This window comes from Gracilimonas sp. B-17 (assembly GCF_056857935.1).
Genome location: NZ_JBSXOA010000012.1, coordinates 1,333,813 through 1,359,964 on the forward strand (window position 1 = coordinate 1,333,813; position 26,152 = coordinate 1,359,964).

At 42.2% G+C, this 26,152-nt stretch carries 21 protein-coding genes; 13 read left to right on the top strand and 8 right to left on the bottom strand.

What is annotated here, in order from left to right:
- Positions 1–4: 4 nt before the first annotated feature.
- The 3 genes from hprK (at position 5) to AC13FX_RS14195 (ending at position 3,592) form a co-directional block, all read left to right on the top strand.
- Positions 5–1,036, top strand: a complete 1,032-nt coding sequence (gene hprK, locus AC13FX_RS14185; RefSeq protein WP_482881521.1) for an HPr(Ser) kinase/phosphatase — start codon at positions 5–7, stop codon at positions 1,034–1,036.
- 88 nt (positions 1,037–1,124) lie between these two features.
- The gene (locus AC13FX_RS14190) at positions 1,125–2,099 is read left to right on the top strand and encodes a M23 family metallopeptidase (RefSeq protein WP_482881522.1); all 975 of its coding nucleotides are present in this window, start codon (positions 1,125–1,127) and stop codon (positions 2,097–2,099) included.
- Between the two features lie 113 nt (positions 2,100–2,212).
- Positions 2,213–3,592, top strand: coding sequence for a M28 family metallopeptidase (locus AC13FX_RS14195; RefSeq protein WP_482881524.1), 1,380 nt, complete (start codon positions 2,213–2,215; stop codon positions 3,590–3,592).
- 39 nt (positions 3,593–3,631) lie between these two features.
- Here the strand turns inward: AC13FX_RS14195 and AC13FX_RS14200 are convergent, their stop codons facing one another.
- The 5 genes from AC13FX_RS14200 to AC13FX_RS14220 form a co-directional block, all read right to left on the bottom strand.
- Positions 3,632–4,348 carry a TrmH family RNA methyltransferase gene (locus AC13FX_RS14200; protein WP_482881525.1) on the bottom strand — a complete coding sequence of 239 codons (717 nt, stop codon included), beginning with the start codon at positions 4,346–4,348 and terminating at the stop codon, positions 3,632–3,634.
- A gap of 43 nt (positions 4,349–4,391) precedes the next feature.
- Positions 4,392–5,063, bottom strand: coding sequence for a response regulator transcription factor (locus AC13FX_RS14205; protein WP_482881526.1), 672 nt, complete (start codon positions 5,061–5,063; stop codon positions 4,392–4,394).
- 124 nt (positions 5,064–5,187) lie between these two features.
- Positions 5,188–5,886, bottom strand: a complete 699-nt coding sequence (locus tag AC13FX_RS14210; RefSeq protein WP_482881527.1) for an alpha/beta hydrolase — start codon at positions 5,884–5,886, stop codon at positions 5,188–5,190.
- A gap of 21 nt (positions 5,887–5,907) precedes the next feature.
- Positions 5,908–6,249: a hypothetical protein gene (locus tag AC13FX_RS14215; protein WP_482881528.1), complete on the bottom strand. Its 342-nt coding sequence runs from the start codon at positions 6,247–6,249 to the stop codon at positions 5,908–5,910.
- Positions 6,242–6,628 carry a VOC family protein gene (locus AC13FX_RS14220; RefSeq protein ID WP_482881529.1) on the bottom strand — a complete coding sequence of 129 codons (387 nt, stop codon included), beginning with the start codon at positions 6,626–6,628 and terminating at the stop codon, positions 6,242–6,244. Before AC13FX_RS14220 ends, AC13FX_RS14215 begins: the two co-directional genes overlap by 8 nt.
- Positions 6,629–6,772: 144 nt before the next feature.
- Between AC13FX_RS14220 and rsmI the strand changes: the two genes are divergently transcribed.
- Together rsmI and lnt are read left to right on the top strand one after the other, a co-directional pair.
- Positions 6,773–7,456, top strand: a complete 684-nt coding sequence (rsmI, locus tag AC13FX_RS14225; protein ID WP_482881530.1) for a 16S rRNA (cytidine(1402)-2'-O)-methyltransferase — start codon at positions 6,773–6,775, stop codon at positions 7,454–7,456.
- On the top strand, positions 7,453–9,003 hold the full coding sequence (lnt, locus tag AC13FX_RS14230) for an apolipoprotein N-acyltransferase (RefSeq protein WP_482881531.1): 1,551 nt from the start codon (positions 7,453–7,455) through the stop codon (positions 9,001–9,003). Before rsmI ends, lnt begins: the two co-directional genes overlap by 4 nt.
- 1 nt (position 9,004) lies before the next feature.
- On the opposite strand, the gene sov is transcribed toward lnt, so the two are convergent.
- Positions 9,005–16,231: a T9SS outer membrane translocon Sov/SprA gene (gene sov, locus AC13FX_RS14235; RefSeq protein ID WP_482881532.1), complete on the bottom strand. Its 7,227-nt coding sequence runs from the start codon at positions 16,229–16,231 to the stop codon at positions 9,005–9,007.
- 242 nt (positions 16,232–16,473) lie between these two features.
- Here sov and AC13FX_RS14240 point away from each other — a divergent pair, with 242 nt between their 5' ends.
- A complete protein-coding gene (locus AC13FX_RS14240) occupies positions 16,474–17,898 on the top strand; it encodes an LptF/LptG family permease (protein ID WP_482881533.1) in 1,425 nt (474 codons plus the stop codon).
- Complete coding sequence (locus AC13FX_RS14245; RefSeq protein WP_482881534.1) at positions 17,895–18,977, top strand: LptF/LptG family permease; 1,083 nt, start codon at positions 17,895–17,897, stop codon at positions 18,975–18,977. Before AC13FX_RS14240 ends, AC13FX_RS14245 begins: the two co-directional genes overlap by 4 nt.
- 43 nt (positions 18,978–19,020) lie before the next feature.
- On the opposite strand, the gene AC13FX_RS14250 is transcribed toward AC13FX_RS14245, so the two are convergent.
- Positions 19,021–19,338 (bottom strand): DUF3467 domain-containing protein, encoded by a 318-nt coding sequence (locus tag AC13FX_RS14250; protein WP_482881535.1) that lies wholly within the window; start codon positions 19,336–19,338, stop codon positions 19,021–19,023.
- Positions 19,339–19,377: 39 nt separating this feature from the next.
- Positions 19,378–20,364 (bottom strand): PLP-dependent cysteine synthase family protein, encoded by a 987-nt coding sequence (locus AC13FX_RS14255; protein ID WP_482881536.1) that lies wholly within the window; start codon positions 20,362–20,364, stop codon positions 19,378–19,380.
- A gap of 177 nt (positions 20,365–20,541) precedes the next feature.
- On the opposite strand from AC13FX_RS14255, the gene AC13FX_RS14260 reads away from it, so the two are divergent.
- From AC13FX_RS14260 to AC13FX_RS14285, 6 genes are all read left to right on the top strand, one after another.
- On the top strand, positions 20,542–20,817 hold the full coding sequence (locus tag AC13FX_RS14260; RefSeq protein ID WP_482881537.1) for a DUF4290 domain-containing protein: 276 nt from the start codon (positions 20,542–20,544) through the stop codon (positions 20,815–20,817).
- Between the two features lie 162 nt (positions 20,818–20,979).
- Positions 20,980–22,446, top strand: coding sequence for an isochorismate synthase (locus AC13FX_RS14265; protein ID WP_482881539.1), 1,467 nt, complete (start codon positions 20,980–20,982; stop codon positions 22,444–22,446).
- The gene (gene menD, locus AC13FX_RS14270) at positions 22,433–24,142 is read left to right on the top strand and encodes a 2-succinyl-5-enolpyruvyl-6-hydroxy-3-cyclohexene-1-carboxylic-acid synthase (RefSeq protein WP_482881540.1); all 1,710 of its coding nucleotides are present in this window, start codon (positions 22,433–22,435) and stop codon (positions 24,140–24,142) included. The genes AC13FX_RS14265 and menD overlap by 14 nt, the downstream gene beginning before the upstream one ends.
- 2 nt (positions 24,143–24,144) lie before the next feature.
- The gene (gene menH / locus AC13FX_RS14275; RefSeq protein ID WP_482881541.1) at positions 24,145–24,960 is read left to right on the top strand and encodes a 2-succinyl-6-hydroxy-2,4-cyclohexadiene-1-carboxylate synthase; all 816 of its coding nucleotides are present in this window, start codon (positions 24,145–24,147) and stop codon (positions 24,958–24,960) included.
- Entirely contained in the window at positions 24,960–25,799 is an 840-nt protein-coding gene (locus AC13FX_RS14280; protein ID WP_482881678.1) for a 1,4-dihydroxy-2-naphthoyl-CoA synthase, read from the top strand. The genes menH and AC13FX_RS14280 overlap by 1 nt, the downstream gene beginning before the upstream one ends.
- 74 nt (positions 25,800–25,873) lie before the next feature.
- Positions 25,874–26,152: a GNAT family N-acetyltransferase gene (locus AC13FX_RS14285; RefSeq protein ID WP_482881542.1), complete on the top strand. Its 279-nt coding sequence runs from the start codon at positions 25,874–25,876 to the stop codon at positions 26,150–26,152.

Below are 26,152 nucleotides of genomic sequence, written 5' to 3' on the forward strand. Positions count from 1 at the left end.
ACATATGCCTTTTAAACCGCACGATCCAATCCCCCGAAAGGATAAAATTTCGGTAGACTACCTGGTTGAAAAACTAAGAGAACGAGTCAACATAAAGATCGACTCCTGTGTTGCTGAAAACTGCAGTACAGACAAATTTGTTACCGAAGCAGATCTTCACAGGCCGGGATTGGCTCTTGCCGGTTATATTGAGCTGTTTACTTATCAGCGCATACAAATAATTGGCAATACTGAAACTCAGTTTCTAAGCCACATGGGAAGTGATAAACAGCTTGAAGCTTTCCGAAATCTTACCCAATTCGATATTCCCGTCATTTTTTTGACTGATGGCAATGAACTGCCTGAACCTTTACTGGAAGCAGCCAAAGAAGCCGGGATACCTGTATTCTCGACCCCTCTTGAAACTACCCGTTTCATGTATCTTCTTAGAGATTTTATGGAAGATCAGTTTGCAATTCAAACAATGGTCCACGGATCTATGATGGATGTTTATGGAATCGGAATATTGGTTGCCGGAAGATCGGGGATCGGAAAAAGTGAAGTCGCCCTCGATCTGGTTGAACGAGGGCATCGGTTGGTAGCTGATGATGTGGTCATGCTGACCAAGAAGAACAATGTATTGATGTCCTCCGCTACCGAAATGAGCAAACACTTCATGGAGATAAGGGGACTTGGCATTGTGGATGTCATGTCCATGTTTGGGATCCGTTCGATACGGTACCAAAAGCGACTTGAAGTGGTGCTGGAGCTTACTCTCTGGGATGAGGCACAGGAAGTTGAAAGGACAGGGTTAAATCATGACTCTGTAAGTATACTGGATCTGGACATCCCACTCATACATTTACCGATCACACCTGGTAAGAATATTACCGTTATCGCAGAAGTTATTGCCATGAATTATTTGCTCAAACACTATGGGTATGATCCTGCCAAAGCATTTCAGGAACGGATCAAATCCAGTATAGGTGATAAAGCCAAAGGCGGAAATATGACCCCTAAGAGGGCTATTGAATATTTTGAAGGTGATATTGAATAAATATAGTGTAACATTAGAGTTACTCACTACTCTTTGATAAAGACCATGAGGTCTGTATCTTTAGCACGTTTTGTAACAAGGATAATACATGTCTTTAAAAAATCATTATTACTACGACGAAACCAAGTGTGAGTTTGTACCAATAACATACAAGCGAACCGAGCAGGTCATCTACAATTTATCAATTTGGATCCTTTCGGGTGTAATACTTACCGGTATTGGGATCATCCTTCTCTCTAATTATATCGGAACCCCGGCAGAATTGGCCTTAAAAGCTGAAAATGAGGCCTTATACGAGCAGCTGGAGTCAACACGTACTTCTATTGTGGATCTTGACAACCAGTTAACCGAGATCGCCCAAAAAGATAATGAAATGTACCGCTCTGTATTGGGCATGGACAAGATCTCGTATGAAGAACGTCAGGCCGGTATTGGTGGTTCTGATCCCTATGAAGATTTTGATGTATTTTCTGAATCCACATCTGAGCTTTTAAAATGGACTGCTTCCAAGGTTGATAATCTTGAAAGAAGAATTGGCATTCAGCAACTGAGTTTTGAGCAGATCAAGAATCAATACAATGTGAATAAAGAAAAGATGAGTAATATTCCGGCTATCAAACCTACTACCGGAATTTTATTAAGTGGTTTTGGAATGCGTAACCATCCGATCTTAGGTTATCCCCGACCACATAACGGCCTTGATTTCAGAGCTGATGTTGGTGACCCTGTATTAACCACCGGAGATGGCAAAATTCGTTTTGCCGGTAAGAAAAGCACTCTCGGCAATGTTGTGATCGTAGATCATGGCTTCGGTTTTGAGACACTTTATGCTCACCTTTCAGGTTTTGCTGATGGGATCCGTTCTGGAGTAGAAGTTAAACGAGGCCAACAGATAGCGATGGCCGGAGATTCAGGCCTTTCTGAAGGCCCACACCTCCATTACGAGGTTCACTATAACAGACGACCCGTTGATCCCATTTACTACCTGTTTGCAGACACCTCTCCTGAGGAATACGCGATGTTCAAAGAGATCGCTGAGACCAATCAGAACTCAATGGATTAAAACAGTTTCAACTTATCAAGATCATTTCAAACCCGGCCTTACTGGTCGGGTTTTTTTGTGGAATTCAAGTGATCTTTTCATTTAATTGAATCAATTTTTAATTCTTAATATTGATGATGAAACATATCCTAATTACCACCCTACTTTGTTTTTTGGGGCTCCCCCTAACTCAGCTTCATGCTCAGAATGCATTATCCCCATCAAACACGGAAAATATCAATAGATTGATCAAGGATGCTGTCTCAAGTGATATTGCCTGGGATCGATTGAGCTATATGGCAGATACTTTTGGTCCCAGATTCAGCGGTTCACAGAACCTGGAGGATGCCATGGACTGGATCATAAAGGAGATGAAAAAGGATGGGTTTGATAATGTTTGGGGGCAGCCGGTCATGGTTCCTCATTGGATACGAGGAGAAGAAAGTGCTACCCTTATTTCACCACGCAAGCAAGAACTGCCCATGCTTGGGTTAGGAGGAAGTGTTGCTACACTGGAGGGTGGTATCACTGCTGAAGTGATCGTCGTGAAAAGCTTTGAGGAACTTGAAAAGGTAAAAGACCGGGTAAAAGGAAAGATCGTATTGTATAACGCAGAATTTACCTCCTATGGCCGTACCGTACAGTATCGAATGAATGGGGCTGTTGAAGCAGCTAAACTCGGTGCAGTGGCCAGTATCATTCGTTCTGTTGGGCCATTTTCTATGCAAACACCTCATACCGGTACCATGAATTATGAAGAAGGCATTGAAAAGATACCACATGCCGCGATCACTGTTGAAGATGCCATGATGATCCAGAGAATGTATGACAGAGGTAACAAAATCGAGATCCGCCTTGATATGAATGCAGAAACACGGCCCGATTTCGAGTCACGTAATGTCATAGCTGAAATAAAAGGTTCTGAGTTTCCGGATGAGATCATTGTACTTGGTGGTCATATCGATTCCTGGGATGTTGGACAGGGCGTGATGGATGACGGTGGTGGAAGCATTGCTGCGTGGGAAGCTGTTCGTTTGATGATCAAGAATGGTATCCGGCCAAAACGGACCGTTCGGGTGGTTCTATGGACCAATGAAGAAAACGGCCTGAGAGGTGCGAATGAATATCACCGGTGGGTAAAAGATGATGAGAGATCTCTTGACAACCATGTATTAGCCATGGAGTCGGATGCCGGAGTTTTTGATCCGATCGGATTTGGTTTCACCGGAAGTGACCGTGCATTTCAAATATTATCAGAGATCGGTAGAACCCTACAGCCAATTGAATCAGGAGTTGTAACAAAAGGTGGAGGCGGTGCAGATATTGGTCCCCTCATGAATGATGGTGTACCCGGAATGGGATTAGTTGTAGAAGGTGAAAAGTATTTCTGGTACCATCATACAGGTGCCGATACCATGGATAAACTGGACAGGGATGATTTCAATGAATGTGTGGCAACAATGGCTGCCTTTGCATATGGCGTAGCCGATATTGACGAGAGACTACCCAGATAGGCGATCAACCTTTATTTAATTATTGAACCCCGATCTAACTCAATTCATATCGGGGTTATTTTTAAGCCATTGCTTTTCGAGTTCTTCTCCGGCTTTGATAGATCTTTTCAGCCATTCGTATTTAAGAATGTCGAGATCATCATTGTTTAGTTGCCAGTCAATGCCGTTTTTTCTCAGACGGAGCGTTAGGTCATATAAACAGATGGCTGCACTGACCGAAATATTAAAGCTTTCACTAAAACCCGCCATTGGTATCTTTACAAAACCATCCGCCATTTCTTTCACATTTTCACTGATACCATCAAGCTCGTTCCCAAATACAAGAGCCGTTTTATTATCAATATTCAGGTCATTTAATTCGGTATCATTTTCATGGGGACTTGTAGCTATGATCTTATAATTTTGTTGTCTCAGTGCATCCAGGCATAAGGTTGTATTATTGATACCCTTATTGTTGTAGCGATGGATACTGAGCCATTGATCTGCTCCTATGGTAACCTGACTGGAAGCATCGAATTCATTATCGTTTTCAATGATGTGGACATCCTGAATGCCAAAACCATCACAACTTCTAAGGACTGCACTTGCGTTATGAGGCTGATATATATCCTCGATCACTACCGTGATATGCCGTGTCCTTTTGTTTGCAACCTCTGTAATAGCTTTCCACCTGTCTTCAGTCGCAAATTCTTTCAGGTATTCAGTAAGTTCTATTAAGGTCTTATGTTCCATTACAGGCAAAAAAAAGTCCCTCAAATAAAAATTTGAAGGACAGATCGAATTAGATTAAAATGAAATATCATTCACACCGGAATGCAAAACCTTTCTTACGAATGGTTTCGATATAGTCCACTTCTGTGTGTTCTCTTATCTTCTTTCTCAGGTAGCTGATATACACATTTATATAATTAGTTTGCGTATCGAAATGTATATCCCAAACCTTCTCAGCCAGTTCTTCCTGTGTGATCACCCTGTTTCGATTTTTCATGAAATAGACCAACAAGTTGAACTCATTATTGGTCAGCTGTACCGGTTCTTTGTTAATGGTAAACTCACGTTTGAGCAAATTGACTTTTAGCTCACCACAAGATATCTGCTGCTCCCCACCCGATTCAGTTCTTCGTTTAATGGCGGTCATCCGGGCGATCAGCTCCTCGGTATTAAAAGGCTTGGTCAGATAATCATCAGCCCCCACTTTCAGCATCTTAACTTTAACATCGGTCTCTTGTTCTCCGGAAAGTATCAGAACGGGAGTTTCTACATTTTGATCCCTGATGTTCTTACAGACTTCATACCCGTCTCCATCCGGCAAGCCAAGATCGAGTATGATCATATCATAGTCATTGTTAATGGCATGAGATTCTCCATCGGTTGCATTGTCAGCGGTTGATACTGAATTACCGTTATGTTCCAGTACAGCCTTAACCAAGGTACGTACTGATGGATCATCTTCTATTACAAGTATGTTCATTTTTTACCTGAAATTATTTAGTGATGATATGGCGAAACCATACTCTTGTTCACCATATTGACCGCCTTATTATAATTGGATTAAAATAACTTAACAAACATTAGAAACAAAGTATAACAAAAAATCACCTTTCGGAATAACCTATGGATCTCAACCAATCAATGGATTCATGCACGAAAACACTTTCCAGCTTGTGGCCGGCATCAACCAGCCTGAATTCTGCTTTAAATCCATCACGTAACAATTGTTCCACACATTTTTTTTGAGGTTCAGGATATACGCTTGAATCATTCTCACCATGCAATGCCAGTACTCTGATGTGATTGGCTTTTTCCCTTTTTCCCTCGAACGCTTCTGTTTTGATGCGTCCCCCAATAGTTATCAGTTCATTTATGGTATCAGGGCGTGAAAGTGCAAAGTAGCCACCTAAATAAGCCCCCATTGAATACCCGAAAATACAGACCCTGCTTATTGGAAGTTCACTGGACACGCTATCAAGTACTTCATTAATGAATACAGAGGCTCTTTCCATTGACTCAATAAATTGGTTCTGATACCCATCATATAAATACCAGGCTCTTCCCCAGCGGGCTACTTCAAGTTTTCGGGTCGTATCATATACGGGATATGGGGCCTGAATAAACAGATGATAGGCATTCAACCTCATCATCTTTTCAACTTTTTTTTCAAAATATTCAATGTTCTGCTTAAACCCGTGCAAATATATGATCAATGGTTTGCGGGTCTCAGAGCCGGTTTCCTTTAATAGATAAGGAACATCTATACTGAAAGAAGAAGTACCTTTTTTTAAAGTTTCAGACATATAAATAAAATATAAATTGCATCAGAAAGGCCATCGGTCAATCACAACTTCAACCGCAGACCTTCTCTTGATAACTGAAGTAATGCAAAGGATCAGAATAGCCACATGAACAAAAGGACTTAAAACTGAAAAAAACTCAACAGTAAATCCAAGGGTCATATTGTTGGTAAGGTTTCTTATCAAAAGAAACAGGAGCTCAAAAAAGAAAAGAGTTGAAAAGAAATTCATTGCCCCTATCACATAGGGGTTTCTGTCTTCATAGAACTTTTCCAATACATCAATTCTGGAATATTCACTGTTAAGTTCTCTATGAAGATCTGATTCCAGTTCTTTTTCATCCAGCTTTTGTTCTATCTCATTCATTTTTCTCATAGAAATACTCGATCATATTGCCATCAGGATCTGAAATAAAGAGAAAACGGCCTTTCTTACGATTTGCCGGACCACTCATGATGGTCACTTCTTTCTCTCTGAAGTATTTTGCCAATTCATCTACCTGCTCGGGGCTGTCCACATAAAATCCGAAATGGTCAACCCTGAAATCCCTTGAAGTTGGGTCATAGCTTGTTTCCGCTTCAACGATCACGAGGGTATCTTCTTCACCGATCTTATAAACGGCCATACTTTGCCCCATGGTCCTAACAAGCTCAAGGTCAAGTATATCACCATAGAATTCCTTTGAAGCGTCAATACGATTGACCCTGATGGTAATGTGGTTAAGACCTGTTGGTTTAAAATTCATATTCTACCGATAATTGATTTTATTTTTTATTTCTGCGCTAAACATACAACCAACTGCTTAAATTCCAAACCAAAACATGAATTGCAGTTTGGTTTTTGATATCTGTACTTTGATATTTGCAAAGCTTTAAATAAAAACAGTCTATTGTCTACATTATATATCGTTGCCACACCTATTGGAAATCTTAGCGACTTCTCCCCTCGTGCTGTTTCTGTGCTGAAGGAGGTGGATTATATCGCCTGTGAAGATACACGCACTTCAGGTAACCTGCTCCAGCATTTTGGAATTCAGAAACCAACCTTCTCTTTTCACCAATATAATGAGCACAGAAAAGTCGGGCATCTAACTAATATTCTTGATGCAGGTCAAAATGTGGCTCTTATCAGTGATGCAGGAATGCCCGGAATTTCTGATCCCGGTTTTCTGGCCGTACGAGAAGCTCAGAACCTTGGCCATACCGTCAGTGTGATCCCCGGCCCCGACGCTGCCACAACCGCTTTAGTGGCAAGCGGTCTACCATGTGACCGATATGTGTTCGAAGGATTTCTGCCACATAAGAAGGGCAGACAAAAACGTCTGGGGCAACTTGCAGAGGATGAACGTACCATCATAATCTATGAAAGTCCTCACCGCCTATTAAAATTACTCGGCGAGATAGAAGAGCATTTTGAAGCTGAAAGACTTGCAGCCGTAGCCCGGGAACTCACAAAAAAATTTGAGGAAGTGGTTCGTGGTACAATAAATGAACTTAAAACAGAGTTTGAATCTCGTGACAGTATCAAAGGTGAGATCGTTGTGATCGTAGCCGGAAAAGGATATTCAGAATGAAGCATTTTTTTAAAAATTACTGGGTTATCTCAATTAGTGCGGGAATTTTATTGGGATTGAGCTTCCCTCCCATTAACCTGTCTTTTCTCAGCTTTCCGGCATTTATATTAATGTTTCATCTGGTTCATAAAACAGATTCCTATAAACAACTGGCTTATTACAGTTATGCCGGGTTTGTAGTATGGAATCTGATCGGTACTTATTGGTTGATGATGGCTAGTCTGCCCGCAGGTATTGCCGCCATTCTTGCCAACAGTGTACTTATGACCATTCCCTTATGCCTTGCAAAATTCTTTTCTGAAAAGAGTAAATCTCCCATTCTGATAGCTTTACTGCAAACCTCAGCCTGGGTTGGGTATGAGTTTCTTCACCACAACTGGGACCTGTCCTGGACGTGGCTGGCCATTGGTAACGCCTGGTCAAACTGGATCGGGATCATACAATATATTTCTGTGACCGGGTTTTTAGGCATCTCATTCTGGGTGGTCCTTACATCGGCGCTCATATATCAATTGCTTCTTAAAAACGACAGGAGACTGCTTTATACAATTTTAGTTGCATTTATACTGTTCCCGGTTTGGTCTATGGTCCTGTTTAACTTAAATGAGGTTGAAACTGATCCCAAAGATAAAGTTGAGGTGGCTATCATTCAGCCTAATCATGACTCTTATCAGGATTTTGGGGGCATGAGTGGTTTAGCAGAAGTCATAGACAGTTTGATGAGCCTTACCGAGAGTACCATTACTCCTGAAACAGAGCTTGTGATCTGGCCCGAAAATGCCATAGATGGTGCCATATTCTCAAAATCAAGAACAGCAAATAGACTAACTGATTCTGCCCGCTCCTGGAATACAAATTTTATTGTAGGTACAGGCCTATTTAAAACCTATGATTCAACTACAAATGAGCTTTACAGAGGTACGGTTCAGGGCTCCGGACTTCCATATAATTATTTCAATGCCACACTTTTTGTTGGGTCGGATGGAAGCATCTCTGATTATGAAAAAGCTAATTTGGTACCAATGGTTGAACGCATTCCCTTTGTTGAGCAATTGGCGGCTATCGATGTGTTTAACTGGGTTGATTGGGGAAGTATTGCCGGTTTTGGAAAAGGAAGAACCCCGGATATGCTCGAAACTTCAACTTTTTCCTCCCCGGGGCTCATTTGTTATGATTCTGTATATCCTACATGGATACGTAAATTTGTTCTCAATGATGCTTCCTTTATCACCATCATCACCAACGATGGCTGGTGGGGTAACACATCCGGTCATTTACAGCATTTTGCCTATGCCCGCCTCAGAGCTATCGAATTCGACCGATGGATCGCAAGAAGTGCAAACAATGGGATATCAGGTATTATAGCGCCTAATGGTAAAGTGGTTACCAAAACAGATTATTGGGTCAGAACCGGTTTTACTTCACCTGTTTATAACAGATACACTGAAACTCTTTATACCCGATTTGGTAATTGGCTCCCCATTTTCAGTCTGATTTTAACCGGGTTATTTTGGTTGCTCTTTTTACTCAGAAAGAGTACTGACTAACCTATCGGGACTGAATTGCGATCCTGAAGTTGAACCTGATATCATGGTTTGTTCTTGGAGGAAAAGCTGAGGACTTTGGTGTCACTTTTGTATATGTGTACTCAAAATTTGATGTAACCGTTTGTGAGAACCGATACCCTAATACAATGGACCCGTTGATCCTTCTCTGCCCAGTCGTAAACGGATCCGTGAAATCATATAGGCCCACATTCTGAACTGGATCAGGGTCGCTTAAAGCTTGACTGAGATCCTGATTCAGATAATATTTCTGTTCGGTATCATCTGCAAAACCTCCGTTTATGGTCACATCAATATTATTCTTGATGCGTGGCAAGAATGGCAGGGTGACCCTCCTGAAAGTATAATTAATTGAGCCCGTAAGCCCTTCTGATAACCTGTCCGTAACCGTTTTACTTGACAAGGCAAGACTACTGGTCTTACTGCGGTCGAAACTGATCTGGGTTCTCAGATTTGACTCCCAGGTCACATTAAGTTGTAAGAATGGGGAGAATCGTTGTTCAATGTTTATTGAATTTGGTTCAAACAGGTCTCTTCGGTCTATCAAATTAAATGCACCGATTCCCTGCTCCGATTGCAAACCGGTGATACTGTTCAGGTTCCACCCCAGACGATAACTGCCGCTGTAACTATGCGTTATTGTAGCACGCCTCATGTTATCCCCGATAAATGGGATCACATTCTCCACACCGGTCCATGTAAGCCTCCAGTTTGGCCTCGGAATAGGTGTATAGCCCTTCTTCCCAATGGAACTTACTCCACCTCCGAGGTAAGCTTTTCTAAAGTCTTCTTCAAGGGTATTCCGGTTCAAAACAATACGCCCATCCCCGTTTCCGCTTTCATCACTAATGGTGTTAGTACCATCAAGATCATCAAAAGCGGTTTGAAGTTGCCGTTCAAACAAGTCTCTGTATCCGTTTCCAAATGCCCAGACTGAAGAACTGATATTTCCACTTGCCGAGATGGTTGAATTAATATCACCACTTGGATTCAAGGCCAGGTTATCTGTTTTACGTTCATCCCATTTGGTATCCCATGAGAGGTCCAAACTCAGGTTAGAGAGGATATTTAAGGTTGTACCAAGGGTGATGTTGTCAGAATAAGTATTATTCTGTGGTAGTGTGATAGTTCTGCCTTGCGGACTTTGCCTGATAAGTTGTGATCTTGGAATATCATCCTGTAAGCCGATCCGGTATCCAAATGGTGGAGAGAAGTGATCTGATCCCGGGCTGCTGAACGCATAATATAACTGAGAATCTCCACGGTACCCTGACTGGCTTGAAGTCTTGTTATCATTATAACTGATATCAATGCTCCGCATGCTAAATAGCGCGAGAATGAACTTTCGGCCAACATAGCTAACATCCTTTGCCAGATCGGGTTCTGATTCATCTTCATCCCTCTTTCTAAGTTGAGTTTCTTCCCTGTTCTTGTCTACCATATTATTATAGAATGGTATTTTTTCGAACAAATCTTCAACTTCGAATTTCAGGGTATGATCAATACGAAAGCTGTTTGCCACACCGGCACCAAGCTGCGAACCCCTTGGACTGTTTGTCCAGTTATAACCACCGCTGTAGGAGGCGGTATAACTCATCCAGTTCAATGGATCAATATTATTTAACCTGGGGCGCCAGCTAAGCGTGTAACTTTCCTCATAATTCGATCGCCGGGCAGACAGAGAATCTGTAATGATCTTATTAAGGACTTCAAATGTTGGGACAACTCTATAGGATAAACTATCAGCTTCATTACCCGTGACATTTACATCTTCCCTGCCGACTCGTGATAGATCATAACCGGTACTGCTTCTGAATGAGATAGGTATACTTGGCGTCAGGCTGTAGTTAAAACCAAAGGTCGACCTCTGATTGAAGGTGTGACTTTGTTGAAGGGGCTGGAGGTCTTCCTGCCCATTTAACGATGTGAAATTCCGGCGTCTCCGTTCAGAGTAAGATCTGTTCAGATTAGCAGATGCGTTGATCGATGAAGGCATATAACCTAACCTGATTCCGGACAGTACACTCAAAAGAGGGACTTCCTCTGTAAAACTGAAAGGGCGTAATAATCCTACATTGTTAAATGACAGGTTATACTGAACGGATGAAGTGAAATTCCAGTCATTCTGAAATAATGTTTCCGGGTTTTTTGAACTGCCTTCGTTGTAAACATAACTAAGTTTGGTCCTGTCAATGGTATATTGTGCCAGCTTACCCTTGGAATTTTGTTTAGAGATGTTTGCGATATTGACTGAAAAACTATTTTGAACCGTTTCAATTTCATCAATGCGCCGGTCAATGATCTCTTCCTTCTCTGTTTCGGACAACTGTGAATTATTGTTTGTGGCATTCTTGAAATCTTCAAGTCTGATATCACCCTGATTTGGCAGGAATTTTGGAGTTGATACATTCCTTCGGGTTGAAACGGTAACAGGGAAATTCCAGCCAAAACGATCTGGAACAAGTTTATGTAAATTAACTGTAGAACTCAGATCATATCCGATGTCATCGGATACACTTCTTTGGCCTAACCGAGACTCCAATCCCCCAAAACCATTTGTGGAACGGGTAAAATTGGTATTGACAGTAGCAAAATCAGCCAGTTTAAAACTGGCTTTGGCATTGGCTTTCCACCCAGTCTCATTATCAAATCCTGATACCCTTAACTCATTAAGCCAGAATTCAGCAGTAAGATCAGGCACCCCTTCTGAATTCACATCAGTTGGATCGAAAGGGTTTCTGATACCCATTGCAAGCTCAGATATTCTTCCCAAAGATGGATTTCCCTTTATAGCAATCACAGCACCCGGAACAGCCTCATCTTCTTCTGTTGACAAGGGTAATTCAAATTTTTGATTAAGGTCTCCCGTACCCTGCTGATCTCTGAGCTGCTTTAATTCGTTAAAAGCGGATAATATCACGTTCATGCTATTTTGTTCATACTTCCATACCTCTTCAGCATCCCCCTCAAGACTCCCTGCCGCATCAGGACTATAGGCAGAAAATGGAAAATTTGGATCGGAAGGGGTAACTGGCTGCCGGTATTCATAGTAATTGGCATTGAGATCAGTCCCCATTCTGATCACAAGTTCAGCATGATTTCTTTCTTCCTGTCCGTCTCCGTATCCCTCACCGTGAACGAACATCCGCATATTGGAATAATTCAGAAGATTCAACCCTCCCGGATACACTTTTTTTACCATTTGTAATTGACCCGCTCCCAGATTCTCAACCCCGAGTATAATAGACTGCTCATTTTGTAAGGTCTGTACCTGTACTCCCCTATCTAATGCTCTGATCGCTCCATCCGGCTGACGATACGGTATGGGCGTCCGATTGGCATTTTCCTCAATATTGATGGTTGCGACACTAAAATCTCCGGTTGCATTCTGGGTTTCCTCAATGTTATCCACCTTTCTCCACTGACTCCCGATAAATTCGAAACTGGCAAACCTCAGTGTGAATGGTTTCTCGTAGCCTGACATCCACATTCTGATGTGGCTTATGTTCTGAAAGCCATCGATATCCCCCATCTTTCGCGTAAACTCGGATAGTGGTATACGTACCAGATGCCATCGATCCTGTTGCCTGTCTCCCGGCACTTTATCTACAATATAGGTACCCGGACTCCCTATCTGCAGGCTACTGAAATCGGCCGGATTAAAATCGATCTCATATTGGTAATAATTATTATTGGTCTCGATATTTGCGCGGCTTACCAAACCTTCTGAGTCGGGTCTTGGGGTGATGGCTCTTGTATCTCCTCCGGCAGTTGGGGTATTTCCCTCATGGTATCCAAGCAACCGGTGAAATCGTTTATGTAGGGGTAAATTCTGGACCTTTGATTCCCCATAAAACACATAATCATCATTGGATGGATCAGCCAGAATAGATTGATATTCATCACTGCTAACGCCGTATGCAACCCTCATTGAATCAATAAATTGAGAAAAGAGAGCCGTTTCGACTTTTTGGGCATCAAATCCATTGGCACTTGGAACACCGTCAAACCCAACATCTTCAAGGGATCTGTTTTCGTTGGAGAACTGCCCTTGTGGCGCGGTAGGATTTGCCGGTACATAAGAACGGGCATTCTCCCCAAAACTGTCCAGTTCCAGGTTTTGTAGGTTATTTGCGAGGCCATCCTCAGAGTTCAGGTCAAAGTTAGGTACTACATCCTCTGATATGGTTCCTACATCGATATAGATCTTACCATCATAACTTTGAATATCACCTGCGGTTGGATCCTGACCATCAGGTAAAATTGGCTGAACCCAGAATTCTATGAATTCAACGTTATTTTGGGTCAGATCTTCCTGTCCTGATGGTACAGCTGCAGTCATCCCACCCCATTGATTTTCAGGAGCATTTTCAAGGTTATCTTTCAAATTCAAATTGTAGTTATAAGGACCGCGAACCGTGGGATCGTAGTAAATATCGAGGGTGTTGATGACTTCATCCTGAGCCAAATTTGTCTCACGGCCCGGAAATACATTCTCGGTCAACACGACTTCTGATTCCGGTGTAACCTGAACACCGCCCAGAATACTGCTGATATTTCTGGGAATTGTATACCAGGCAAATTGGCTACGAAGATCTGAACGGTCAATTTTGGATTCAAGGGTATTCAATGGGGTAACCAATGGATCAGTGAAATAACCCTGATCAGGTGTGTAACCCGGTATAGCGGCCGGAGCTGCTGCCAAATTCCATCTCGTTGGACTCATAAATGAAATGGTAAGCTCAGAATCCTCAAAATCATCTATGAATACGAGTCCATTCTCCTCATCACTAAAAAGATTCCCCTTATCTATAGCATCCCTTACAGCATTTGTTTGGGAAACACCCGGTCGGAGCTGGGCAACCTCACCACTAACCTCAATATTGGAAGGTTCCTTGGTTTGAAGCAGAGGCACTTTATCAATGACCCGTGTTAACCAGGGTGTATCAAAAGAAGCCTGGGCATCCAGCCCAAGTATCGTATTATTTATAGTTTCATTTCCAATCCTGATCTTATCAGACAGAGGCTGCTCTTTAAGTTTAAAATAAGTGCTTCCAATGCTGATATCATCGGTAAATTCATACTCAGCACGTAACCCCGTAAAATTCTTTTGACCTATCACATTCAGCTGATTATTCTCATACTCGATCCTGATATCCTGCCCCGATGCGAGGTATCTCTCATTCAGGATGGTAATATTACCGAATGAGTAGTCTACCTCATAATCCACTCCTTCTATCAGCTCCGTACCGTTGGCAAATACATTTACTGACCCTTCAACCAAACTTATTCCCAAAGAAAAATTTCCGGAAACCCCGCCGCTTGATACACCATCTATACGATAGAAATTATTCTTATTTGATTGATCTGCTGTATTCTGCCGTTCGTTATATAATTCAGTGTACGTGACTGATTCGATCAGTGAATCGGAAGCTCCGGTCTCTTCAAGCAATGATCTGATTCGGTTGCCAAAAGGCTCTAAGTATGGGAACATGATACTCCCGTTCCTTGCATTCAATACGATCCCGGAGAAATCAATAAGATTATCCGGATTAACCGATCCCTGAGTATCTGTACGGTCCAAACCCAGATCCTGAAGCAATGTTTGGTTTCGGCCGGGTAGATTCGTCTCATCCACATTCCCGGTTGTGTAGTTTATCTCAACCTCCAGTCCATCTTGTGTAAGGTTTGATACTCCCAGAGAGTAAATATTTCGCATGGTTAACGGCCAGGCTTTTAGATCCGGTGTTGGGTTGTTGGGCCGGATCAGCTTTAAGTAGGTTAATCCTGTTGATTGTGGATTGATGTCGCCAACGACTACATTTTCTATGCCTTCACCTGGAACCCCTTCCCTCACAAAAGACACTGCCAGATACGACCCGGCATTAAGATTTCTGTTAAGACTGATGTAACCCAGCGTTTTATTTACAGAGTAATCACTTCCTTCATTCAGGGGCCGAAAATATCCATTGTAAAAATCATTACCATTTACATTGAAAGATTCTGCTGAAGCACTGTTATTTCCCCGGTTGGCATCTAAAAGAGCATCATCAATGCTGTCATTAGCCGAATTGGGTAATCCATAAGTTCCATCCCCGTTATCTACCACTCCAAGGTCCACAAAAGCAGCAGCCCTTACGGCTTCCGGGTCGGTTGTATTAACCTGTGGTTCAGATATCCAGACTTTCAGGTCAGATATTTGATATGCCTGTCCCAGTTGCTGAGGATCAGACACATTGTTTTCGAATTCCTGACGATTATAAAAGTCTATGAAGAAATGCCTGTTGTTCTGATATTGAGCCGGCCTGATCGAAAATTGGGTTTCCTGTGCACCACCCGTTATAGTCTGGGTCTGACTCTCACCTTTTTGCTGAGATATTACAGAGGTCATCTTCAGCGAACCGATCTCTGCAACAGATTTGATCCCAAATAATGAGGCTCCACCTCGTATCAATGAATTACCTGTCTCCATTGATACGTTACCCAATTCAATAGACTTAATGATCTCATCCTCATACCCTTCATATATTATGTTAAGGCGGTTCTGAAAATCAAAGGCACGTTCTGTATCCCAGTCAGTGGCTATGGTCAGCTTATCTCCGATAGTACCTTGGATATTAAGCTGCAGATTCTGATTGAATGTCGGATCTATTCTCCTTTGGAGGTCAGGATCAATGGTAGGGTCGTCAATATTCTGGATCGAGACTCCCACATTCATGTTGGCCGTACCGTTTACCGTCAGATTTACTTCCGGTTTCCCAAAGATCGAACTGAACACGGACTCCTCTCCTCCTGGGATCTGAAGGCTGAAGTCCAGCAACCCTCTCTGTTCAGAGGTAAATTGCTTCCCCTCTTCTATCAGCTGATACCTGACCTCCCTTTTATGTTGCACTCTTTTATATTGTACATAATCCTCAAATGACAATCTAATTGGCACTGTGATCACCTGATCGCCAATGCGGTGATAGATCTTGTAAGTTGAAACAGAATCCCAGGTTACATCAAACCGTTCTCTTTGTGTTTTGATGTAATATAATTTTGGGCGAGCAACGGCCGTTGGATATCTGCCGGTCGGTTTAAAAATAAGGGAGTCTGTTTTATCGAGTGTATCTGTGGCAGTCGTATCCATAGACATAGCAGTACCGGTACGGCCCTGTGCAAAAGACGTACCAATAGACAGCACCCCATTCAAAAGGCAAACGAATGGCAAAAAATAGACTAACTTTAAAAAAGAATACACCGGATGATTACTGACTCGGTTATTACTTATTTTCTGTAGCTTTAGGCGATAGGCAGAAGTGTTTTTCTTTCTTAATTAGCAGATGAATGGTTGCGAACGATAATACCATATATTTGAGTATCTTGAAAATGTTATCACAAATGAATTTTTTTTCATTCATTCATAATTCAAACGATATTTCTGCGGTAATCCCAAAAATCTGACACACCACTGTGCCATCAAAAATAAATAAATTACAGATAGATCTTCTCAAAAGGCACGTAAACCCCTTTTTGTTCTGTTTCTTTACACTGATGTTTCTTTTGTTGATGCAGTTCCTGATCCTGCATATCGACAATCTCATCGGCAAGGATATCCCTCTCTCTGTAATTTTTGAACTTATTATCACCAATTTGGCCTATATGGTAGTTTTGGCAGCGCCAATGGCTGTTTTGGTTGCTACACTGATGGCTTATGGCAAGTTCTCTGAATTAAATGAACTGACGGCCTTACGGGCTTCAGGTATCAACCCACTCAAGATCATTCGACCGGTTCTTGTGACCTCTATCCTTCTGTTTGTGGGTTTGGGCTGGTTTTCAAATAGCGTACTTCCTGAAGCAAACCAAAAAGCCCGATCCCTTTTTATAGATATCAGGGTCAAAAAACCGGGTTTCGACCTCAAACCGAACATCTTTTATGACGGTATCGAAGGTTATACATTCTTAGTGGAAGAGATCGATGGAACAACTGACAGCCTCTATAATATTACCCTGTTTCAGGAACCTGAAAATAACAGAGACCGGATGATCATTACGGCTGAGAAAGGGTTATTGGTCAGCAAGGGTGATCAGGCACTTGATCTTCATTTGATAAACGGTAATAGCCTTAAACACACTCAGGCCAGAAGAAATAATAAAGAAATTATTGAGCGGAATACATTCAGCAAGCACATTATGACGCTCGACCTATCGGATCTTTCGTTTATGCGATCCGATCCGGACGAGAGAAATAAAAGTGACCGTACAATGAGTTCACGGGCTATGCTGGCTGTGGTTGACTCCCTGAAGAAAGAGATAGACCAGCAGCTTGGAATGCTGATCTCTGACAAGCCACTTTATCCATCTGAGGTCTATAAAGGGGAGGAATCGTTTTTCTCTTCAGATCTTGTCATACCTTCTCGCCTTGACACCATTCCTGGCTCTCAGTCTGAATTTGTAATGGTCAATCATTTTGATAAGGCAGATCTTCAAAGAAGGTTGGTTGAAGAATCCACCAGAAAAATACGAGAATATCGCGGGCGCATTGAATCCATCAAGGCCAATGTGGAATGGCGAGAAAAACGGATCGCCCGTTATTTGGTCGAGATCCATAAAAAATTATCCATACCATTTGCCTGCGTGGTCTTTATTCTATTTGGGGCACCGGTGGGAATAATGACCAAACGCGGTAATTTTGGATATGCAGCTTTAATAAGCACGGTAGTTCTAACATTCTACTGGGTCTCATTGATACAGGGAGAAAAACTGGCTGACCGGCTCATGGTGTCCCCCTTTATTGGTATGTGGACCTTTAATATCTTGTTATCCACGGCCGGTATATATTTGATCATCCATCTCTCAACGGGCTTCAGTTTTAAAGACATATTCCGAAAACAGTGATAAACAGATTTGATCGTTACATATTTTTCCGGCTTCTAAGCATCACCGTTTTTGTGCTGGTCATGCTGATCTTCATATTCATCATGATCGATTTTTCAGAAAACAGTGATGACTTTGCGGATCAGGGTGCTGAAATGGGGCAAATATTTGAAAGTTATTATCTTAATTATATACCGGAGATGACTCGTCTGGTGATTCCGGTTGCTGTTTTTGTGGCCTGTTTGTTTTTGACGGGGCAGTTATCTGATCGACTTGAGATCACAGCCCTGAAAGCAGCCGGGGTAAGTTTATACCGCCTGATCATACCCTATCTTGTTTTTGCAATACTTTGCGCAATTGGGATAAGCTACCTGGATGCTTATGTGATCCCTAAATCAAATGCCGAAAGGATCGCCTTTGAGGAAAGATACCTTAAAAATAAATCCGAGCAGATCGACCAGAATGATATTTTCAGGCAACCGTCACCAAATACAAAACTTCAGGTCAATTATTTCGATAAAAACAAAAATATAGCTTACAGGGTACAGCTACTTGAATTCGAGGGAGACAAGATCACTCACACGACCAATGCTAACCGTATGGTTTGGATCGATTCAACTCAAAGCTGGCAGATGGAAGTAGTCAAAGAACTGGTATTCAACGAAACCGGCTATACTGAGGAATCTCACACAACTAAAGATACCGTGATCAATGTATTTCCACGAGACCTGGCAAGGACCACTTCCGATATATATCAACTTACCTATGCAGAAGCCCTTGATTATATAGACTCCATCGAACGCAGCGGTGCCGGTGGTATAGAGATACCTCAGGTTCAGCTGTTTGGCAGGATGGCTTATCCATTTTCCATTATTGTGGTTATCATCGTAGGGTTTTCTTTTGCCAGTGTGCGCCGCAGAGGTGGCAAAGGAGCTTACCTGGCTGCAGGATTAACTATTAGCTTCCTCTACCTTGCATTCATGAAGATCATAGAGCCATTCGGATATTATGGCGCGTTATCTCCTGAACTGGCAGCTACCCTGCCTCATATATTTTTCTTCCTGCTGGGTATTGGTTTATTACTGCAAGCCAAAAAATAATCTCAACATTCAATATTTATTGGATGTATGATATCCCAAATTCCTAAGCTTCCGGCTGCGGCCCTCTATACATATGCATATCCACCTTATCCTTGGAATTGATAGCCCCATGCTCATTTTCATACCTTGAAACGTTATCGTTAAGGGCATTGGCTAAACGTTTTGCATGATCCGGGGTTAGGATCATTCTCTTGACTACTTTTGCCTTAGGAAGGCCGGGCATAACGGCAATAAAATCCAGAATAAACTCAGATGGAGAATGAGTGATCATGACCAGGTTTGAATATGTTCCGGTAGCTTCCTCTTCCTTGAGTTCAATTTCCATTTGCCCTGGATTCATTGTTTGATCTTTCTTATCCATTTATTCGGTGTTTTAGAATTTATAGTCTTTCTACTGATATTATTCGTCGAGAAATCCTTGCTCTTTCATCCACTCATCATTATACACTTTATGAATGTAACGTGTACCACTATCAGGCATTATAATTACTAAAACATCATCTTCCCCCAGCGGGTTTGCTTCAATGTAATCTAAGGCTCCCTTTGTAGCAGCCCCGCAAGACCACCCCACCAACATTCCTTCCTCTCGAGCCAACCTCCTGGTAACAAGAGCTGAATCCTTATCATTGACCTGTATAACATCATCTATATAATCAAAATCAATGGTACCCGGAATAATGTCCTCCCCTATTCCTTCCGTCATATATGGTTTGATCTCATTCTTATCAAATTCTCCCGTCTCAAAATATTTTTTATAAACAGAACCATAACTGTCTATTCCAATTACCTTAATGTCAGGATTTTTTTCCTTAAGAAATTTACCAACACCGGAAATAGTTCCTCCTGTTCCCATACCGGCTACATAATGTGTGATCTTACCTTCGGTCTGTTCCCAGATCTCCGGGCCGGTTGTTTCGTAATGAGCCAACAGATTACTTTCATTATCATACTGATTAGGATAGTATGAGTTCTCAATTTCCTCGCTCAGCCGTTTGGCTACTGAATAGTAACTGTCAGGATGATCCGCCTCCACATTTGTTGGGCAAACGATCACTTCTGCTCCCAATGCCTTCAGGAGATCGACTTTGGTCTTGCTTTGCTTATCTGTGGTCGTGAAGATACACTTATAGCCCCGGGTCACTGCCACCAGTGCCAAACCCATTCCGGTATTACCTGAAGTTCCTTCAATTATGGTGCCTCCTGGCTTGAGAAGTCCTTTATCTTCAGCATCATCTATCATTTTGATAGCTATGCGGTCTTTTATACTGTGACCCGGATTGAAATATTCTACTTTGGCCAGCAAGGTGCCTTTTGAATTTCCATTAACATGATTCAGCTTGATAAGCGGGGTATTTCCAACCGCTTCCAAAATGGAGTTCAGATACATACGTTTATTTTCATTAATTAAATTTTATGCGCCAAAACTAAGAAATAATTAGTCCACTCACTTAAGAATATTCTTTGACATAGTTTCAGATCCCGACAACTATTTTAATTCAGATATTATTTACATATATGTGTTTTAACACTTATTTTCGGTCTGAAATAAAACTTATCCTATCAAATGTTCATACACCAACAAAAACCTAAAGACTTTGACTGCGGCTATAATCTGGACCTTATGATCGCGGCTTTGCCTCGCATTGAGGATACTGAAGAGCGTGTGTCATATGCAAAGCGTGTGGTCGGCCTGATCAAACAAAGTCATCCAACATGGGTAGACAAAGGCGGTAAAAGTGAAGCAGCCTGGGAACACTTTTTTAAACTGGCTGAATATGACCCCACCGAATATGGTATATATAATCCCTATTCCAACGGACAAGAAGACGACGCTGAGTAATAGACTTTACTGATCTTCTAATTATCACCATCCCAATGGTTTATGCTTTTCTAAGTTACCGGGTTGATTTGTCTGTCTCTGAATAATCGGAATTAAAAATAGTTTAACATTGCTATAATATTCCGTACTTTCATTTTATATTGAAACTTAATTAAGTAGCATATGGATTCAGAGGATCCCCTTGTAGGAAATATTGAAGCATGTTTCAGTGAGCAGATTTCTACCCTTGCACTGAAAGAAGCCATTCAACTAATCAGTAATGGCGCAAATGGTGCATTCAAATATCTTTCTTTTTCAATTAAGATACCGACAGTAGATACACTTGCCGTACTGGAGCAAAATGGTAATACACACGCCTTTCAATATTTCTGGGAGAAACCGTCTGAAAATTTTTCAATGGCTGCAGCCGGCTCTGTTCACCGTATAAAAACTACGGGTGAAAATCGTTTCAGAGAGGCCTCTGACCATGGTAAACGACTACTTGAACAGGTCTATCATTTATCAAACCTAAAGCATTCTTTAGCCTCTGTTCATTTACTTGGAGGCTTTTCTTTCTTTGATCATAACATCGGTAAAGAATGGAGAGACTTCGGTGCCGGTTCCTTCACCCTGCCCGAGTGGTTGCTGGTGAGAAAGAATGATCTGACGATCCTGACGATCACTAAAGAGATCGATACTGATCAAAACATCGAGAATAATCTTGATGCCTTTTCGACTTGTCTAAAAAAACTTGAGAAGATCTGTGATGCCGGTACTTACGGAACCAATACTGAAGATCCTTTTAATTCCAGGATCAAAGTTCCTGAAAAAGCATCCGATGAATATAATAAGTGGGTTCACTCTGTTGAAAATGCCACAGATCTTATCAAATCAGATTATTTCAAAAAGATCGTTCTGGCAAGACAGCTGAAAATTGAGCTTCATCAACCGGCTTCCGCGACCAGAATATTAAATCAGCTAAGAACCCAATATCCTGACTGCTATACGTTTATGGTCAGTCAGGATGGTGAAAGTGCCTTCCTGGGTTCCACTCCTGAGAGACTTGCATCTTTCAATGACCGTGATATTGAAACGGAAGGACTGGCCGGCAGTATATCAAGAGGAAAAACGGCTTCTGAAGATGCCGCCCTTGAACACCGCTTGCTTCATAGTCAAAAAGACCTCAATGAGCATGCCTTTGTTCTTGATGCCATTGAAGAGAATCTCCAGAAGTATTCTGATGTATTTGAACACCCTGTTTCACCCCGGATCAAGAAGCTCTCGAATGTTCAACACTTATATACCCCGGTACACGCTACCATTAAAGCCGGAGTTTCAAGAACTGAGGTCTTGTCAAAATTGCATCCTACCCCGGCTGTTGGGGGATACCCGCGAGATGCAGCCATGCCATTCATCAACAAACTGGAGCATTTTGACCGGGGCTGGTATGCGGCTCCCATTGGATGGATCAATGCAGGTGGAAATGGAGAATTTGTGGTCGCCATCAGAAGTGGCCTATTGAAAAATAATGAGGTGAGATTTTACGCAGGATGTGGTATTGTAGAGAACTCGGATCCCCATAAAGAATGGGAGGAAACAAATTTGAAATTCATACCCATGTTAACTGCGTTGGAATATGCTAGAAAATGAACCTCAGAATTCGGCTTTTTACTGGAGTACAACTTTTGTCAGGGCTCTTTATGAACAGGGCATAGAACATGTCGTTATATCTCCCGGTTCACGGTCTACATCATTGACCCTGGCATTTTCAGCTCACTCGGGTTTTAACAAGCATGTAGCCGTCGATGAGCGTTCTGCGGGTTTCCTTGCCATGGGTATCGCTAAATCTACGGGTATGCCTGCTGTATTGGTCTGTACTTCGGGTACAGCCCTTGCCAATTATTATCCGGCTGTGATCGAAGCTACTCACTCCGGGGTTCCTCTGATCATACTTAGTGCTGACCGCCCACCCCACTATCGGGGATTGGGTGCCTCTCAAACCATTGATCAACAAAAGATTTTTGGCACTTACCCGGTATTCCATCACGATGTGGGTGAACCGGATTCCAGCGACCGAAACCATAAGAGATTAAAACTTGCAGCTATTCAGGCAGTACAGATGTCGGTTGAACGTTCTGGCGTTTCACATCTAAACTTTCCCTTTTCAAAACCATTTGAACCTGATCCGGATTATCTCAGACAGGTTGAATTTGAGAATGAAAAACGAACCCGAAAACCACTTCCCGGATATACCTTTGAAACGGGTTCCATGAAAATGGGTGAGACATTTTGGTCTGACCTGATATCCTCAGAAAAACCATTGATCATAGTTGGACCAACTTCCAAATCAGATCATCTCGATTTCATTACTCCTCTTGCACGATCCCTGAACGCACCTATTTTAGCTGAACCGGGTTCTATGGTTCCGTCTTCCCGCCAAACAATTCAAGGTTTTGATGGTTTTTTAAGAAACCCGAAAAACTGGAAAGACCTAAAGGCAGATCTTATCCTGAGATTTGGGCAACAGCCTGTCAGCAAGGCTTTGAATAATTACCTGGATAAGCAATCTGATATAATGCAGATCAGCTTTATGAATCCCAATCAGTGGATCGATGGGAGTTTGTCTTCTTCTAAGCAAGTTATTCTGAAGGCTCCACTACAGACCTCAAATATTTCAGGTTCTGCCAGTAAAGCCTGGCTGAAGACCTGGAAAGATACCGAAAAGGCTTTCAAGGCCTATCGGGAAGATCAACTGCATCCCTCTACCCCGATCTCAGATGGTTATGTATTTTCCAAGATCCTGGAAACACAACCCAAGAAATCATTTATCATGGCTTCGAATTCCTTTCCTATACGGGATATATCATTGTTCGGGGAATTTGATGGCAAGGAGATCTACGTAAACCGGGGGGCCGCCGGAATAGACGGGATCACATCAACGGCCATTGGGTTGAGTATTGTTGAAGATAAACCGGGAATTCTTTTTACCGGTGATATCGCTTTCCTTCACGATTCTAATGCCCTCATGCATGCAAAAAAAGTTAAGCAACCACTTGTGGTGGTAGTTCTGAATAACGGGGGCGGTACCATTTTTAGAATGCTGCCTGTTTTTCAGCTTAAGGATAAATATTCTCCTTATTTTGAAACTCCACATAGTGTTAAGATCGCAGCTTTATGCAGGGCATATAATGTGGACCATACGCTTGTATCACGCCCCGAACAGATCATATCTACATTTGAAGATCTTATCAACCAAAAGGGACTTCACGTCATGGAGGTTATGACCGGTCCCGATGAGTCAATGACACAGCGGCATGCACTTTGGAATTTCAAAGCTAAGAACTGAGCATGATTATCAAGGTTCGCGGCGTTGCTTATAATTTTGAGATCCATCAGAACAACCCCTCATTGCCATACCTTGTTTTACTGCATGGCTTTATGGGTAGCGGGAACGTTTTTGACCATCTTATTGAGGATCTAAAAACATTTTGTAATCCTGTGACCATAGACTTACTTGGACACGGACAAAGTGAAGGTGCTGAACTGCATTATCGTTTTTCGACCAAGGAACAGGTAGCTGATCTCGGTAAGCTGATCTCAGAACAACTCAGTATACCCCTCTTTATTTATGGTTACAGTATGGGAGGCCGATTAGCACTACAACTTGCTGTTCACCGACCTGATCTTTTCAAGGGCCTCATATTGGAGAGCACTACCTTTGGGCTCGAAGGAGAAACCGAACGGCAGGCCCGTCAAGCACTTGATGCCCGACGTGCAGATGCCATAACCGGTAATTTTGAGGGATTTCTGGCTGAATGGCAGCAAAAACCTATGTTCCGTTCAGACAAAATTGACCCTTCTCTCATAGATAATATGATGCAGATCCAGGTACATCAGAATGCATTCTGGCTATCTAACTCCCTGCTAGGATTTGGAACAGGAACCATGCCGTGCGTCAAGAATAGGTTGTCAGAGATTTTGGTCCCGGTTCAGCTTATTGCAGGTAAAAAAGATTCTAAATTTCTCCACATCAATAATCAGATGGAGAAAGAACTGATGGAAGGATCACTTATGGTAGTTGAAGATGCCGGGCACCGCATCCATTTGGAACAACCCGAAAAATTGAATAGAATTCTTAAAACATTTATACAAAAACATACCTGATCATGAACTGGAAAACGGTCAAAGATTACGAAGACATCACTTATAAGAAATCAAATGGTGTGGCACGGATCGCATTTAACCGCCCTGAGATCCGAAATGCATTCCGTCCAAAAACTGTATTTGAATTATATGAAGCATTAAGTGATGCTAAAGAAGACAATAGCATCGGTGTGGTTTTGATCAGTGGTGAAGGACCTTCACCCAAAGATGGTAAATGGGCATTCTGTTCCGGGGGTGACCAGAATGTACGCTCCAAAACCGGTTATAAAGGTGATGATGGTATTGCTCGGTTAAATATTCTTGAAGTTCAGCGACTCATTCGATTTATGCCAAAAGTTGTGATAGCCGTTGTTCCGGGCTGGGCTGTTGGTGGCGGTCACAGTTTACATGTAGTATGTGATCTAACCCTTGCCAGTAAAGAGCATGCCATTTTTAAACAAACCGATACGGATGTTGCCAGTTTTGATGGCGGATTCGGTTCAGCACTCCTGGCGCGTCAGGTTGGGCAAAAACGGGCGCGTGAGATCTTCTTTCTTGGTGCTAATTATTCCGCTCAGGAAGCGTTTGAGATGGGAATGGTCAATAAAGTGGTTCCCCATGATGAACTTGAAAAAGTAGCTTACGAATGGGCTCAGGAGATCCTGACTAAGAGTCCGACCGCAACCAAAATGGCTAAATTTGCATTCAATGCCATAGATGACGGTATGGTTGGTCAGCAGGTGTTTGCCGGAGAAGCTACGAGACTGGCCTATATGACTGATGAAGCTGAAGAAGGCCGGAATGCCTTTCTTGAGAAACGTAAGCCGGATTGGGATAAGTTTGACCGTTCTCCTTCCTGATCCCGATCTAAATTTACTTAGTTGGGGTTAATACATGATACCTCTTACAAATAATTATAATCTAATTACACATAATGGAGATTCAACATAATTCAACAGATTCCAAAGGTGAGTTCTTTATTGAAAAAGATGGGGATCGAATTGCGGAAATGACCTATTCAAAAGCTGGTACAGACAAGATCATCATTGATCACACTCAAGTGTTTGACGACGGACGAGGTAAAGGATATGGAAAGAAATTAGTTAAGCATGGGGTTTCTTTTGCCAGAGAGCACAACCTGAAGGTTGTACCCCTTTGTCCATTTGCAAAAGCTATAATTATGAAAAATGATGAGTTAAAAGACGTACTCTAA